Origin of the sequence: Vibrio sonorensis (assembly GCF_001854765.1) — a bacterium.
Taxonomy (GTDB): Bacteria; Pseudomonadota; Gammaproteobacteria; order Enterobacterales; family Vibrionaceae; genus Vibrio; species Vibrio sonorensis.
This window is the reverse complement of sequence record NZ_LJJE01000094.1, coordinates 54,987-67,602: the sequence shown is the minus strand read 5'-3', so window position 1 is coordinate 67,602 and position 12,616 is coordinate 54,987. Positions and strand designations below refer to the sequence as shown.

Here is a 12,616-nt window from a genome sequence, read left to right as displayed (position 1 = left end):
AAAGCGTTGGGTTTTTTTGTATGTGGTGAAAAACCTGTATTTCTATAACGTTTTTGAAATATGTTGGCGGATATAGGGTATTACAGACTCTTCGAACCATGGGTTTCTTTTAAGCCACAGGGTATTTCTAGGAGATGGGTGGGGAAGTGGTAGATGATTTGGAGCCCATCGCTCCCATTGTTTAACGGTCTCGGTCAGTGTTTTCGGCCTATCAGTAAGGTAGGCTTTTTGCGCGTATTGACCGATCAATAGAGTCAGTTGGATGTTGGGCAACATAGACAGGATCTTGTTGTGCCAAAGAGGAGCGCACTCTTTCCTCGGTGGTAAATCACCATTTTTACCTGTACCCGGATAGCAGAATCCCATTGGAACAATCGCTAATTTAGTCGGATCGTAAAAATCTTGTTTTGAAATGTCTAGCCAAGCTCGTAGCCGGTCTCCACTGGGGTCATTCCACGGTATAGAAGTGCGATGCACTCGAATTCCTGGAGCCTGTCCAATAATGAGTATCTTAGCGTTAGGGTCAGCTTGAACTACTGGGTTGGCACTCAAGGGTAAGTTGGGTTCACAAACCCGACATGCTCTAACCTCGTTTAGCAATGACTCTAACATTAATAACCCTTTGAAAAGCTTACCTGATTATTCAAAGAAAAACCGTCGCGCCAGAGTAAGTAGTTTTCCGCGAATATTTCGACAACTTGAGTGGGGAAACTCAGCGCTGCAATGTGTGGGGTTATTGTCACTGAAGGGTGGCTCCAAAGTTCGCTAGTTTTGTCGAGCGGCTCATATTCGAAGACGTCGAGAAACGCGTGTGCTATATGCCCTGCATCTAGTACTGCGGTAAGTACGCTTTGATCGAGTACTGACCCGCGCCCTACGTTAAACAGTAGGGCATTGTGCGCGTATGCCAATGTGGTTTGATTGAGTAGATGGTAGGTTTGCTCAGTACTCGGCAGTGTGTTGACGATAATATCAGCCTGATTAAAGGCTTTTTCTATTTCCTGAATGTGGAAAACTTCACTGAAAGGAGAGTGTCTAGGTGGGATCCCACTGCGGTTGATACCTATGGTTTTCAGTCCAAGAGCGCCAGCTTTCTCTGCGAGGTATGCACCGATAGAACCCGTCCCTAAAACCACGAGTGTTTGGTTGTTTAGCGATGTATATAGGTGCGGTTGCCACTCTCTCTTTGCTTGCTGTTGTGCATAAAGAGCAAAGTGTCTTTGATGGCTAATAACGTACCCGAGTACGTATTCGCTAATTTGTTGGCCAAATATGCCTTTCACATTGGTTAGTGTGTACTCTTTACTTGAAGAAGCAGCAATCAAAGCGTCGACCCCTGCATAAACGGATTGTACCCAATCTAAATTTGCGAATTGGTCTAAGCTGTCCTTTATCAATGGAGGTGATGCGAGAAGAATAGAGGCTTCATCTGGATTTTTTGTGATTTCTAGGTCGGGTAGGGCTTGTTGCTCTACCAACTGTTGATACTCTTTATTATGCTCTGTTTTTATGTAGAGTTTGTGTTTCGCGTTATCCATCTGCTTTTTTCTTCCTCTTATATCAAGTACACTTCCGCTGTTCTTATCTCAACCAATGAATCATTATGCTACAGAATCCTATTCAGCTTCGCTTGGAAAAATTCGAGCCGTGGCAACAGATTACTTTTATGGCTTGCTTATGTGAGCGTATGTATCCCAACTATGCCATGTTTTGCGCAAATACAGAATTTGCCGAGTCTCGTCTTTACAAAGATATTTTAGACAGCGTTTGGGAATCATTGACGGTAAAAAGCGCAAAAGTGAATTTTGAGCGTCAATTAGAAAAGCTCGAAGAGTTGATTCCGGTGGCTGAAGAGTTTGATTTTTACGGTGTCTACCCTGCTATTGATGCATGCGTGGCTTTGTCTGAATTACTACATGGCTTATTGGATAGAGATAACCTTCAAGAGAGCATGCTCAAAGTTAGTCAGCAATCAGTACAAACGGTCGCTCAGTTAGAAGAAGCACAAACTGGGGAAGAGGTAACTAACCAGAACCAGAAAGAAGTGGAATCTGTTTGTGCGGAGTGGGATGTACAATGGGCTATTTTCCGTCCGCTAAAAGACTGCACTGAAAGAGACGTTGAGTTGATAAAAGATCTGCGTGCTGAACTACGTGATCAGGGTATTAGTAACATTGGTTTAGAAGCATAAAAAAGGGAGCATGAGCTCCCTTTTGCTATTCTTCGTCTCGGTTTTCAATGACACCGTGTTGCTTCTTCCAGCGTTCCCAGCGTTCAAAAGCGAGCTCTTGCATATCGGTTGTCTTATCTGCCTCATCGACAATTTCTTCACCCAATAGATGTTCGAATATATCTTCAAGGGTCAGAATACCTTGTATAGTGCCGTACTCATCTACCACCATAGCGAGTTGCAGCCTATTTGCCATCATCTGGTCAAAAGCTTTTGGTAGCGGTAGCGTGTTTAGAATGACGTGTACGGGTCTCATGACCGCGCCAAGTTGCTTCTCTCCACAACCGCCTTGCTGAAGTTTAAACAGCTCCAATCTATGGACGAACCCGATAATGTTATCGGTTGATTGGCTATATACCAGTGGTCGAGAGAAAGGCGAATCTTTGTGCTCTTCTAAGAACTGGTTGATCGTCATTTCTGCATCTACACGGAAAACAACGGGTCTAGGAGTCATTACCTGCGTAACAGGTACCGCTTGAATACCAAGTAAGTTGTTTAATAGTTTAGATTCACCATCTGCAAACTCTCCGCTCTCTTTGGCTAGCATCGCCATCGCGGATAGCTCATCACGCATTTTGGGGGCTTCGTGCCCACGTGCTAGACGTTTCGTAATCTGTTCTGAGAACCAGACGAAAGGAGTAAGAGCCCAGACCATCCAGCGCAAAGTGACCGCAGTTGCAGGTGCCAACTGACGCCAGTATGTTGCGCCTATCGTTTTTGGGACGATTTCTGAAAGCACTAGAATGCCCAGAGTTAATACTGCGGAGAAAACGCCTAACCATTGGCTGCCAAACACAACAGCGGCTTGAGCACCAGCACTAGCTGCACCTATGGTATGAGCGATTGTGTTTAGAGTAAGAATAGACGCCAGTGGTCTATCGATATCAGACTTTAAGTGTTTCAGTCTATCGGCTGCTGGGTGCTCTTTTTGACGCAATTGAGCAATAAAACTGGGTGTGATACTCAGAAGCACGGCTTCTAACACGGAACAGATAAAAGATACGCCTATGGCAATGGAGACGTACAGAGTTAGCAGTAACATATTTGTCCTATAAAAAAACCATACCTCAAAGCAAAATGCTGATGAAGAAAGTGGAAATAGACTCTCTACATAAACCTGTGCATCCTTTGTTTTGGGTACTTTGTAGCCGATTTCTAGCGCGCAATATCAGGCTTTTCGCAGCCTCGGCAGAGTATAAATAGGGCTTTCTAACCTGAAAAACAAGTTTAAATGACTATTCGCAGAGTAACAAATTGTGAGTTAATGCTCATATTATGGTTAAAAGTACGTCAGGAGAGCCAAAGATCGGCGACAAACCTTTGCCAGATAGGGTCTTTATGGATTAGAGTGAGTTGAATTCGATAACCTATGAGAAGGGAAACCTACATGAACAAGACCCAATTAATCGACTTTATCGCAGAAAAAGCAGACCTATCTAAAGCACAAGCTAAAGCTGCTCTTGAAGCAACTCTTGGAGGTGTATCTGATGCACTTAAAGAGGGTGACCAAGTTCAACTAATTGGTTTTGGTACATTCAAAGTAAACCACCGTGCAGCTCGCACTGGCCGTAACCCTAAAACGGGTGCAGAGATCCAAATCGCTGCGGCTAACGTTCCTGCATTCGTAGCTGGTAAAGCTCTGAAAGACGCAGTGAAATAATCTATACTACGCCAAGGGCAAACAAGTTCTTGGCGTAGTCTTAATGCAGATGAAAAAACTCCTACTTCCTTCACTAATCATTTCTTTACTTGTTGGGTGTTCCTCATCCACACCACCGCAGAATTTAGAGCAATTTACACAATATTCTGGCGGCCAAAATATGGGTGACGCGACGAGTTTCTATTGGTATACCGAAAAACTAGGGTTTCCAGTTTCAGGATCTGACTATGTTTCGTCAGGTGATTATGGCTGGTATCAAAGTGAGTATCGCTGGGTAGAAAACCAAGTGAGAGAGGTTATTCGTGAAGGTGAACAGTTGAGTGATAGTAACGGATTAATTCCGTATCGCGTCCATGTTCGCTTTAACAAAGATGGTCAAGCCATTTATCAGCAGTATCGCCTCGATGACAAAGTTCGCCCTTTAAACGAGGAGCAGCTATTGAGGTATCAACAAGAAGCCAGCTCACTGGTTATACAGGCAAAGGATCAAAACTCCAAAGGTGTAGACCTAATACAGGGCTATTGGGATGGCACTGAGTTTGAGACCTGTTCAGGACGAACTTATACCTCTGTCGAATTTAATCACGCCTTACCGAGTTTTGTGATTAACCGTTTGGCGTCGATTGATAGCTATGTTGCGTTTTTAGGCAGTACGCGAGGCAGCAAGGTTGTGGTCGAAGAGTTATTGATGTTGGCTGAAGATGATCACTCTTGTATAGAAAGAGCTCAACTAATTGAAAAATAAAAAAGGTGCCTAAGGCACCTTTTTACTATGTTTTCTTCAATCCATGAGATTAAGACTGCTGCTCGCGCTCTATCGCTCTGTAACCGATGTCAGTGCGATAAAATGAACCATTCCAGCTAATTTGCTTTGCAAGTTCGTATGCACGTTTCTGGGCTTCAGAAACACTGTTCCCTAGCGCAGTAGCGCAAAGTACACGACCACCATTGGTCACTACGTTGCCATCTTTGTTATCAGTACCAGCGTGGAACACTTTTTCACCTTCCACTTCACTCTGAGGAAGACCAGAAATAACGTCACCTTTGTCGTATGCCGCTGGGTAACCACCTGCCGCTAATACAATACCAATAGATGCACGTGGATCCCACTTAGATTCAACTTGGTCAAGCTTTTCATCGATTGCTGCAAGGCAAAGTTCAACAAGGTCGGACTGCATACGCATCATGATAGGCTGCGTTTCTGGATCACCAAAGCGGCAGTTGTATTCGATGACTTTTGGCGTGCCGTCACTATCGATCATTAGACCCGCATACAAGAAACCAGTATAAGAGTTACCTTCTGAAGCCATGCCGCGTACGGTTGGGTAAATCACTTCGTCCATAATGCGGTTGTGGATCTCTTGAGTTACAACTGGCGCTGGTGAGTATGCGCCCATGCCTCCAGTATTAGGACCTGTATCTTTGTCACCTACGCGCTTATGGTCTTGGCTAGTTGCCATTGGCAGAACGTTTTCGCCATCAACCATTACGATAAAGCTCGCCTCCTCGCCGTCGAGAAACTCTTCGATAACCACGCGGCTACCAGCTTCGCCAAACGCATTGCCTGCTAGCATGTCTTTAATGGCATCTTCCGCTTCTTGAAGCGTCATTGCGACGATAACGCCTTTACCCGCGGCAAGACCATCGGCTTTAACCACAATTGGTGCACCCTGTTCACGAACATAAGCGAGCGCGGGTTCAATTTCAGTGAAATTTGCGTACGCTGCGGTAGGGATCTGGTGGCGAGCAAGGAAGTCCTTGGTAAACGCTTTAGAGCCTTCTAGTTGCGCTGCCGCCTGAGTAGGACCAAAGATTGGAAGGCCAGCATCGCGGAATGCATCAACAACACCAATAACAAGTGGGGCTTCAGGGCCTACGATGGTGAGTTCAATTGCTTTTTCTTTAGCAAATGCGACTAGAGCTTCAATGTCTTCGACACCGATAGCAACGTTTTCAAGTTTAGGCTCTAGTGCTGTACCAGCATTACCGGGTGCAACAAATACGGTAGTAACTTCTGGGTTCTGAGCTACTTTCCATGCCAAAGCATGTTCACGGCCACCTGAGCCAATTACTAAAACTTGCATTGTGAGTTCCTTAAATCTGTCATTAAAGGGTGCCGCAGCACCCTAATCAAAACTTAGTGGCGGAAGTGGCGCATGCCAGTGAAGATCATCGCCATACCGTGTTCGTCTGCAGCAGCAATAACTTCGTCATCACGCATTGAACCACCTGGTTGGATAACACACTTGATACCCGCTTCTGCGGCTGCATCGATACCGTCGCGGAATGGGAAGAAAGCGTCAGAGGCCATTACGCTGCCTGCAACTTCAAGACCTTCGTCAGCGGCTTTAATACCAGCGATCTTGGCAGAGTAAACTCGGCTCATCTGGCCTGCACCAACACCAATCGTCATATCGCCTTTTGCGTATACAATCGCATTGGACTTAACGAACTTGGCTACTTTCCAGCAGAATAGAGCGTCTTTAAGCTCTTCCTCGGTAGGTTGGCGCTTAGAAACCACTTTTAGATCGTCAAGCGTTACCATACCTTGGTCACGGTCTTGAACCAGTAAACCGCCGTTAACGCGTTTCACGTCAAAACCAGTTGTTTTCGATGCCCATTCACCGCATTCAAGCAGACGAACGTTCTTTTTCGCTGCAACGACTTCTGCCGCTTGAGCCGAAACTTTAGGCGCAATGATCACTTCAACGAATTGACGTTCAACGATGGCACTTGCGGTGTCAGCGTCAAGCTCTTGGTTGAATGCGATGATGCCACCGAACGCAGACGTTGGATCCGTTTGGTAAGCGCGGTTGTATGCTTCTAGGATATCTTTACCTAGTGCGACACCACATGGGTTAGCGTGTTTTACAATGACACATGCCGGCTCATCAAACTCTTTCACACACTCTAGTGCAGCGTCAGTGTCTGCGATGTTGTTGTAAGAAAGGGCTTTACCTTGGATCTGACGAGCTGTTGAAACAGACGCTTCTTCTGGGTTACTTTCTACGTAGAATGCCGCAGCTTGGTGGCTGTTCTCACCATAGCGCATGTCCTGCTTCTTCTCGAATTGTTGATTGAAAGTACGAGGGAACTTGGACTCTTCGTCACCTTCTTTGTTCTCACCGTAAGATGGAACCATAGTACCGAAGTAGTTGGCAATCATACCGTCGTATGCCGCAGTGTGTTCGAATGCAGCGATTGCTAGGTCAAAGCGCGTTTTATGAGTAAGAGACTTATCATTGTTGTCCATCTCAGCAATAACGCGGTCGTAATCGTATGCGTTTACAACAATGGTGACATCTTTGTGGTTTTTCGCCGCTGAACGAACCATTGTTGGACCGCCAATGTCAATGTTCTCAACAGCGTCTTCTAAGGTGCAATCTTCTTTGGCAACGGTCTGAGCGAACGGGTATAGGTTTACCACAACCATATCGATTGGGTTAATACCGTGCTCTTCCATAATGGCATCATCTTGCCGCGGCGACCGAGTACACCACCGTGAACTTTTGGATGTAGTGTCTTAACGCGGCCATCCATCATTTCTGGGAAACCCGTGTAATCAGAGACTTCTGTTACTTTCAGACCTTGCTCAGCAAGTAGGCGAGCGGTACCGCCAGTAGAAAGAATATCAACACCACGCTCAGCAAGAGCGGTGGCAAACTCTACAATACCAGTTTTGTCTGATACGCTGATTAAAGCGCGACGAATTGGACGAGCGTTATTCATGCTTCCGTTTTCCTCAAATTCATGAAGTTAAAGTAAAGATATTTGCCAAAATGGAGTGTGTGACAGGGATTAGATTGCAGTGCACGCTCAGTTTTGGCAAAGACCTTTTTCGGTGGCAAACTAGACTGACTAGCCAGTGAATTTTGATGGCGCGTATTCTAACCAATTTATTACAAAAAAGCTCGCGCAATCGTTTGGCATCGCAAAAATATTTGCAAAGTTCGATAGTTTTAACTGAAAAAGTAACGAGATAGTTAATAGAGAAACTTATGTACCGAATCGGAGAGTTGGCGAAAAAGTGTGGCGTTACCACTGACACACTGAGGTTTTACGAAAAAAATGCTCTGATTAAACCTGCAAATCGCAGTGAATCAGGTTACCGTTTTTACGATGAACAGGCGATAAAGGAAGTAACCTTTATTCTTAAAGCTAAAGATTTAGGGTTGAGCTTGGAAGAGATCAAAGAGTTACTAGAGATACGCTTAGAAGCCACGGAACACAGTTGCGCTGAAGTTAAAGCAATAACCAGTGCTAAACTCAAGCTTATCGACAGTAAAATCAATGAGCTAACTCAGATTCGCAACGCGTTAAAACGAATTAACGATGCGTGTTGCGGGCATGATAACGACGATGCAAGTCACTGCTCAATATTAGCGGCTTTAGAATAGGCTTCCCTCCGATGCGATTAAAGGCAGAGGGAAGCCGATGAGAAGTTTACACTTTAAACATGGCAAAGTTGGATTCGAGTTGCTCTCCCCCTTCTTTTAACTGTTCACTTGCGCTTGCCACTTGATTGGCTTGAGCTGCGGCCTGATCACTGTGATCTGACAAACTGACTAATTCATGGCTCATATCATCAGTGGCACTGGTCTGCTCTTCACTTGATGTAGCGATATGACTATTTAGCTCAACGATAGTGGCAATTTGGTTATCAACCTCTGCCAATGTTCTCTCAGCCTCACTGGCGTGCTTTAGCGTCTCTTGTGACTGAGTTTGAGTCTCTTCCATAGAGCGGCACACGTGTTTCGCACGCTCTTGCAAGCTATCTATAATTTGAGCGATTTCGTCGGTGCTGCTGCTGGTACGAGTGGCCAGAGTACGCACTTCATCTGCTACCACAGCGAACCCGCGTCCTTGCTCCCCAGCACGAGCCGCTTCTATGGCTGCATTCAGTGCTAGAAGGTTGGTTTGCTCAGCAACGCCTCTAATCACTTCGAGTACGGCACTGACTTTCTCTGTTTCATCCGCTAGCTTTTGAACATTGTCTTCTGTGCGTGATACCGTCTCTGAAAGGTCTTCCATTTTTCTGGATGCTTTGTGAATAACCTGACTACTACTTTGCGTATTCTGATTTGCCAGCTTAGCTGCTTCTGCTGCCTCTTGCGCGGAATTAGATACCGCCACGTTACTTGCGTGAAGCTGTTCCATTGCAGAAGAGAGATTTTCAACTGAAGACTTTTGATCCAGAGCTTTTTGCGAAGACTGATGAGCCACTTGGTTTAGTTCAACAGCCGAGTTAGTCACTTTGCGAGTGATAGGCGATAGGTCGACAACAATGTGGCGAATCTTGGCGGTAAATTCATTAAAGGCTTGGGCAATGTGGGCCAGTTCGTCATTGCCATTTACGGGAAGTTGCCTTGTAAGATCGCCGTCACCTCTAGCAATTTCTTCCATGGCCTTCTGTGTTTCAGAACACGGCTGAGTAATGCTTTTACCAATGATACCCGCGACGATCAGCATTAAGACCAAGGCAAGCGACACTAAAATTAGTGAGGACTGTACGCGCTCCCAAATGAGAGCATTAACGTCGTCGACATAGACACCCGAACCAACAATCCAACCCCAAGGTGTAAATTCTTTTACAAAGGAAATTTTCGCCACATCAACTTCTGAACCGGGTTTTGGCCACATATAATCAACGATGCCTTCACCTTGGGCTTTGACTACCTTGACCATCTCAACAAACAAGGCCTTGCCCTGTGGATCAGTCACACCTGATAGATCTTTACCATTAAGTTGGGGCTTAAACGGATGCATGATCATTGCTGGTTGTGAATCATTGATCCAGAAGTAGTCAGCCTCTTCATAGCGGAGCTTAGATACGGCGAGTTGAGCCTGTTGTTTGGCTTGCTCTGTTGACAGTGCGCCATCTTGCTCAAGCTGGTGGTAGTGTTCGATAACCGAATAAGCGGTTTCTACTAAGTGACGAGTTTTAACCTGCTTAGCTTCCATAAGGTCTGACTGGTAGTTCAGCAATAGTGACCCAGTGGGAATAAGCAGTAATGTAGTGACAATCAGTGTAAGCAGAAATAAGCGTTGCCTGATATTGATCCTTCGCAAGCTAAACCGTTCCATAAAGACTCCTTGGTACAGTTAATGTGATTGTTGTAGTAAGAATTGCTCAAGCCTAATGTAACAAAGGATGACTTACCTCGTATATGCGACGAAAGGCGAGAGGAGATCAGTGTCAAACACACTATGTAATTACTTGCATTATCTTAATCAAAAGCGGGTAACAAGGCTTAGTTATTAGATGTCTTTTTGGAGAAAATCAGAGCAGACGTGAAAATTTGCACAGAATAATTGAGTACCTGCTGAATGACTGGGCTGACGACGATATGAAAAGAGTGGTGCGGAGAGGTGGGGTGATAAAGAAACAGCCCGTTAGAAATCTAACGGGCTGTTTGGAACGAAAAGGGTCAGAACTTTTTCTTAGTTCATGCCGTATTAACTGCTTTACTGACTCATTTTGTTTCGCATTATCTTTTCTTATCTATCATTAAACCTTTTTCTATAAGGGTTTACATTTCAATTGTGTCTGCTTATATCTCGCTTTATCCTATCAGGTAGAAGTTAAAATGTGGGTTTATTAGTGGGTTTGTCTGTAATTTGAACCCACACAGTGAGTTTTTAGGGGATACCCCCCCGACCTGCGAACCTGCGCTACCTGCGGAAAAGAAAATTATGGCACTGACAGACTCAAAACTAAGGTCATTCCTAAAGGGGCATGACTCCAAAACACCAAAGAAAGTAGCAGACCGAGACGGGCTAGCCGTATTGGTTAGAAGTTCTGGAAAGGTCTCTTTTATCTATCGCTACCGATACAACCAGAAGCCCCAGACCGCAACACTTGGACAGTTCACGGGTAAAGCTGGTGGCATGACACTGGCAGAAGCTAGAGCAAAAGCGGGTGAGTGCCGGGCGTGGCTTGATCAAGGTCGAAACCCTAGAACAGAGATTGAACTGAATAAGAGTTCATTCCGTGAGGCGGTTACGGTTCGACAAGCCTTAAGTTATTGGATTGATGACTTTGCTAGGCAAAAGAGAAGCAACGCAGACAAGCATCTTGCACAGTTTGAAAAGCATATCTTTCCATTTATTGGAGACCTACCAGTCGAAGAGGTTACAACTCGCTTATGGGTAGGGCTTTTTGATGACATTAAAAAAGGTAAGCACCATAGAGCCGCACCAGTGGCAGCAGGTTATATTTTTGGGAACGTCAAACAGGCACTTATCTATTGCCGCAAACGTCATTTCTGTACCAGTCACGCGCTGGACGATTTAACCGTAACAGATGCAGGAGAAAAGCAGGGGAAAAAAGACAGAGTTCTATCCCTTGATGAGACGTTAGACGTTTGGCAGTGGACTAATAACATGAAAGGCAATTGGTACTACAGGCAGTTAGTTAAGTTACTTATCTGTTTTGGAGCTAGAACCCAAGAAGTCAGGCTAAGCAAGGTTTCTGAATGGGATCTTGAAAGCATGGTTTGGACTTGCCCGAAATCACACTCAAAAAACGGTCAGGAGATAGTTCGACCGATTCCAGAGTCATTAAAAAGCTACTTAGTCAGCCTCATTGAGCAGTCAGAAGATGGTTATTTGCTTGGGGAGCTAAAGCAAGCCCCGACAGTTAGCGCATGGGCTGCAAGCCTACCTAAGAAACTAGGTCATATCGAAGAGTGGAGGTTGCACGATCTAAGACGAACGTTTGCAACTCACCTAAATGACTCAGGTATTGAGCCGCACATTATTGAGCAGTTGCTCGGGCATTCAATCAAAGGCGTAGCTGGCATTTACAACCGAGCGCAGTACCTAGAACAAAAGCGAGTAGCGTTAGAGCTATGGCAAGCGAAGTTAGAAAACAGTCAACAACAACTAAACGTGGTGGGTATTCGATGATAGATCCATATGAAGAAGAGCAGCAGCAAGAAGTTCAATATCTCAAAAGGTTGTGGGGAGAAGGCTGGGAGAATAAGCTACTTCAATGAAGAAAAGCGTTAGGGCTAGTGAGAGTTGCGATTTAGCAAGGCTTAGAGGTGTTTGTCAGCACTGGATAGATAAAGCGGAGACTGATGAGGAGAGGATTATTGCTAACACTCTTAGTTTATATATGTCTGGAGGAGATCCGTTCGAGCGTGAAAAAAACTTTTATCGTGAGTGTAAAAAACTGAATGAGCTTGAAGATCGTGGAAGGCACTATACGACTAGCTGGCAGTGGGAAGCTATGAAGCGTAGATGTGAGGGGGAAACATGGAAAGCTGTACTAGAAAGCACTAGGGAACAAGAAGTATGCGATCCAACTGATGAAAGCCATTTAAAAAGATCTCTTTATAACTATTTTAAGTGGAATTTGGAGTTACCAGAGAAGCAGAACATAAAGAAACTTGAGGAGATTTTTAAGCAAACATATGGACGCACCAAAAAATAGTACAAACGACTTACTGGTTTATCTGTACTTATGGCGAATATTGCGAGTTGATAAGGTACATACAGAGATAAACAAGAAGGAGTCTCGATATGACAGAAGTTCAAAAAGCCAGTTTAAAGTTAATCACTTACTCAGAAATGGAGCAGTTAATTTCACGCAACTACCGCACGATTTGGCGAATGGTGAAAGATGGTCGATTCCCTCATCCAGTAAAGGTTAATGGTCGCACTATTGGCTGGAAGCCGTCCGATTTTGAAGCGTGGCTAGATGCCAATCAGGGGGCTTAATT

Annotated in this window: 12 protein-coding genes and 1 pseudogene; 7 read left to right on the top strand and 6 right to left on the bottom strand. The window is 44.9% G+C overall.

Annotated features, from left to right (window positions below; all coding sequences use genetic code 11):
- Window positions 1-42 precede the first annotated feature (42 nt).
- Both BLO31_RS17890 and BLO31_RS17885 read right to left on the bottom strand, forming a co-directional pair.
- Window positions 43-612, bottom strand: a complete 570-nt coding sequence (locus BLO31_RS17890; protein WP_070969941.1) for a uracil-DNA glycosylase family protein — start codon at window positions 610-612, stop codon at window positions 43-45.
- Window positions 612-1,538 (bottom strand): D-2-hydroxyacid dehydrogenase, encoded by a 927-nt coding sequence (locus tag BLO31_RS17885; protein WP_070969938.1) that lies wholly within the window; start codon window positions 1,536-1,538, stop codon window positions 612-614. Before BLO31_RS17885 ends, BLO31_RS17890 begins: the two co-directional genes overlap by 1 nt.
- Window positions 1,539-1,603: 65 nt before the next feature.
- Here BLO31_RS17885 and BLO31_RS17880 point away from each other — a divergent pair, with 65 nt between their 5' ends.
- The gene (locus BLO31_RS17880) at window positions 1,604-2,191 is read left to right on the top strand and encodes a YjaG family protein (RefSeq protein WP_070969935.1); all 588 of its coding nucleotides are present in this window, start codon (window positions 1,604-1,606) and stop codon (window positions 2,189-2,191) included.
- A gap of 25 nt (window positions 2,192-2,216) precedes the next feature.
- Here the strand turns inward: BLO31_RS17880 and BLO31_RS17875 are convergent, their stop codons facing one another.
- Window positions 2,217-3,272 carry a CNNM domain-containing protein gene (locus tag BLO31_RS17875; protein WP_070969932.1) on the bottom strand — a complete coding sequence of 352 codons (1,056 nt, stop codon included), beginning with the start codon at window positions 3,270-3,272 and terminating at the stop codon, window positions 2,217-2,219.
- A 345-nt stretch (window positions 3,273-3,617) separates the two neighbouring features.
- On the opposite strand from BLO31_RS17875, the gene hupA reads away from it, so the two are divergent.
- Window positions 3,618-3,890 carry a nucleoid-associated protein HU-alpha gene (hupA, locus tag BLO31_RS17870; protein WP_070969929.1) on the top strand — a complete coding sequence of 91 codons (273 nt, stop codon included), beginning with the start codon at window positions 3,618-3,620 and terminating at the stop codon, window positions 3,888-3,890.
- 49 nt (window positions 3,891-3,939) lie between these two features.
- Complete coding sequence (locus BLO31_RS17865) at window positions 3,940-4,635, top strand: DUF1481 domain-containing protein (protein ID WP_070969954.1); 696 nt, start codon at window positions 3,940-3,942, stop codon at window positions 4,633-4,635.
- Window positions 4,636-4,684: 49 nt separating this feature from the next.
- Here the strand turns inward: BLO31_RS17865 and purD are convergent, their stop codons facing one another.
- Window positions 4,685-5,974: a phosphoribosylamine--glycine ligase gene (gene purD / locus BLO31_RS17860; protein ID WP_070969926.1), complete on the bottom strand. Its 1,290-nt coding sequence runs from the start codon at window positions 5,972-5,974 to the stop codon at window positions 4,685-4,687.
- Between the two features lie 53 nt (window positions 5,975-6,027).
- Window positions 6,028-7,619, bottom strand: a pseudogene (gene purH, locus BLO31_RS17855) (bifunctional phosphoribosylaminoimidazolecarboxamide formyltransferase/IMP cyclohydrolase).
- 269 nt (window positions 7,620-7,888) lie between these two features.
- Here purH and zntR point away from each other — a divergent pair.
- A complete protein-coding gene (zntR, locus tag BLO31_RS17850) occupies window positions 7,889-8,287 on the top strand; it encodes a Zn(2+)-responsive transcriptional regulator (protein WP_070969923.1) in 399 nt (132 codons plus the stop codon).
- 46 nt (window positions 8,288-8,333) lie between these two features.
- On the opposite strand, the gene BLO31_RS17845 is transcribed toward zntR, so the two are convergent.
- Window positions 8,334-9,974, bottom strand: a complete 1,641-nt coding sequence (locus tag BLO31_RS17845; protein ID WP_070969920.1) for a methyl-accepting chemotaxis protein — start codon at window positions 9,972-9,974, stop codon at window positions 8,334-8,336.
- Between the two features lie 609 nt (window positions 9,975-10,583).
- Between BLO31_RS17845 and BLO31_RS17840 the strand changes: the two genes are divergently transcribed.
- The 3 genes from BLO31_RS17840 (at window position 10,584) to BLO31_RS17830 (ending at window position 12,614) form a co-directional block, all read left to right on the top strand.
- Window positions 10,584-11,798 carry a tyrosine-type recombinase/integrase gene (locus BLO31_RS17840; RefSeq protein WP_070969917.1) on the top strand — a complete coding sequence of 405 codons (1,215 nt, stop codon included), beginning with the start codon at window positions 10,584-10,586 and terminating at the stop codon, window positions 11,796-11,798.
- Window positions 11,799-11,883: 85 nt separating this feature from the next.
- Window positions 11,884-12,327 (top strand): hypothetical protein, encoded by a 444-nt coding sequence (locus tag BLO31_RS17835; protein WP_070969914.1) that lies wholly within the window; start codon window positions 11,884-11,886, stop codon window positions 12,325-12,327.
- Between the two features lie 89 nt (window positions 12,328-12,416).
- A complete protein-coding gene (locus tag BLO31_RS17830) occupies window positions 12,417-12,614 on the top strand; it encodes a helix-turn-helix transcriptional regulator (protein WP_070969911.1) in 198 nt (65 codons plus the stop codon).
- Window positions 12,615-12,616: the final 2 nt, after the last annotated feature.

What these genes read in the sequence shown, in the direction of transcription:
- BLO31_RS17890 (WP_070969941.1), bottom strand. Translation starts at nt 612, where the DNA reads ATGTTAGAGTCATTGCTAAACGAGGTTAGAGCATGTCGGGTTTGTGAA.
- BLO31_RS17885 (WP_070969938.1), bottom strand. Translation starts at nt 1,538, where the DNA reads ATGGATAACGCGAAACACAAACTCTACATAAAAACAGAGCATAATAAA.
- BLO31_RS17880 (WP_070969935.1), top strand. Translation starts at nt 1,604, where the DNA reads ATGCTACAGAATCCTATTCAGCTTCGCTTGGAAAAATTCGAGCCGTGG.
- BLO31_RS17875 (WP_070969932.1), bottom strand. Translation starts at nt 3,272, where the DNA reads ATGTTACTGCTAACTCTGTACGTCTCCATTGCCATAGGCGTATCTTTT.
- hupA (WP_070969929.1), top strand. Translation starts at nt 3,618, where the DNA reads ATGAACAAGACCCAATTAATCGACTTTATCGCAGAAAAAGCAGACCTA.
- BLO31_RS17865 (WP_070969954.1), top strand. Translation starts at nt 3,940, where the DNA reads ATGAAAAAACTCCTACTTCCTTCACTAATCATTTCTTTACTTGTTGGG.
- purD (WP_070969926.1), bottom strand. Translation starts at nt 5,974, where the DNA reads ATGCAAGTTTTAGTAATTGGCTCAGGTGGCCGTGAACATGCTTTGGCA.
- zntR (WP_070969923.1), top strand. Translation starts at nt 7,889, where the DNA reads ATGTACCGAATCGGAGAGTTGGCGAAAAAGTGTGGCGTTACCACTGAC.
- BLO31_RS17845 (WP_070969920.1), bottom strand. Translation starts at nt 9,974, where the DNA reads ATGGAACGGTTTAGCTTGCGAAGGATCAATATCAGGCAACGCTTATTT.
- BLO31_RS17840 (WP_070969917.1), top strand. Translation starts at nt 10,584, where the DNA reads ATGGCACTGACAGACTCAAAACTAAGGTCATTCCTAAAGGGGCATGAC.
- BLO31_RS17835 (WP_070969914.1), top strand. Translation starts at nt 11,884, where the DNA reads ATGAAGAAAAGCGTTAGGGCTAGTGAGAGTTGCGATTTAGCAAGGCTT.
- BLO31_RS17830 (WP_070969911.1), top strand. Translation starts at nt 12,417, where the DNA reads ATGACAGAAGTTCAAAAAGCCAGTTTAAAGTTAATCACTTACTCAGAA.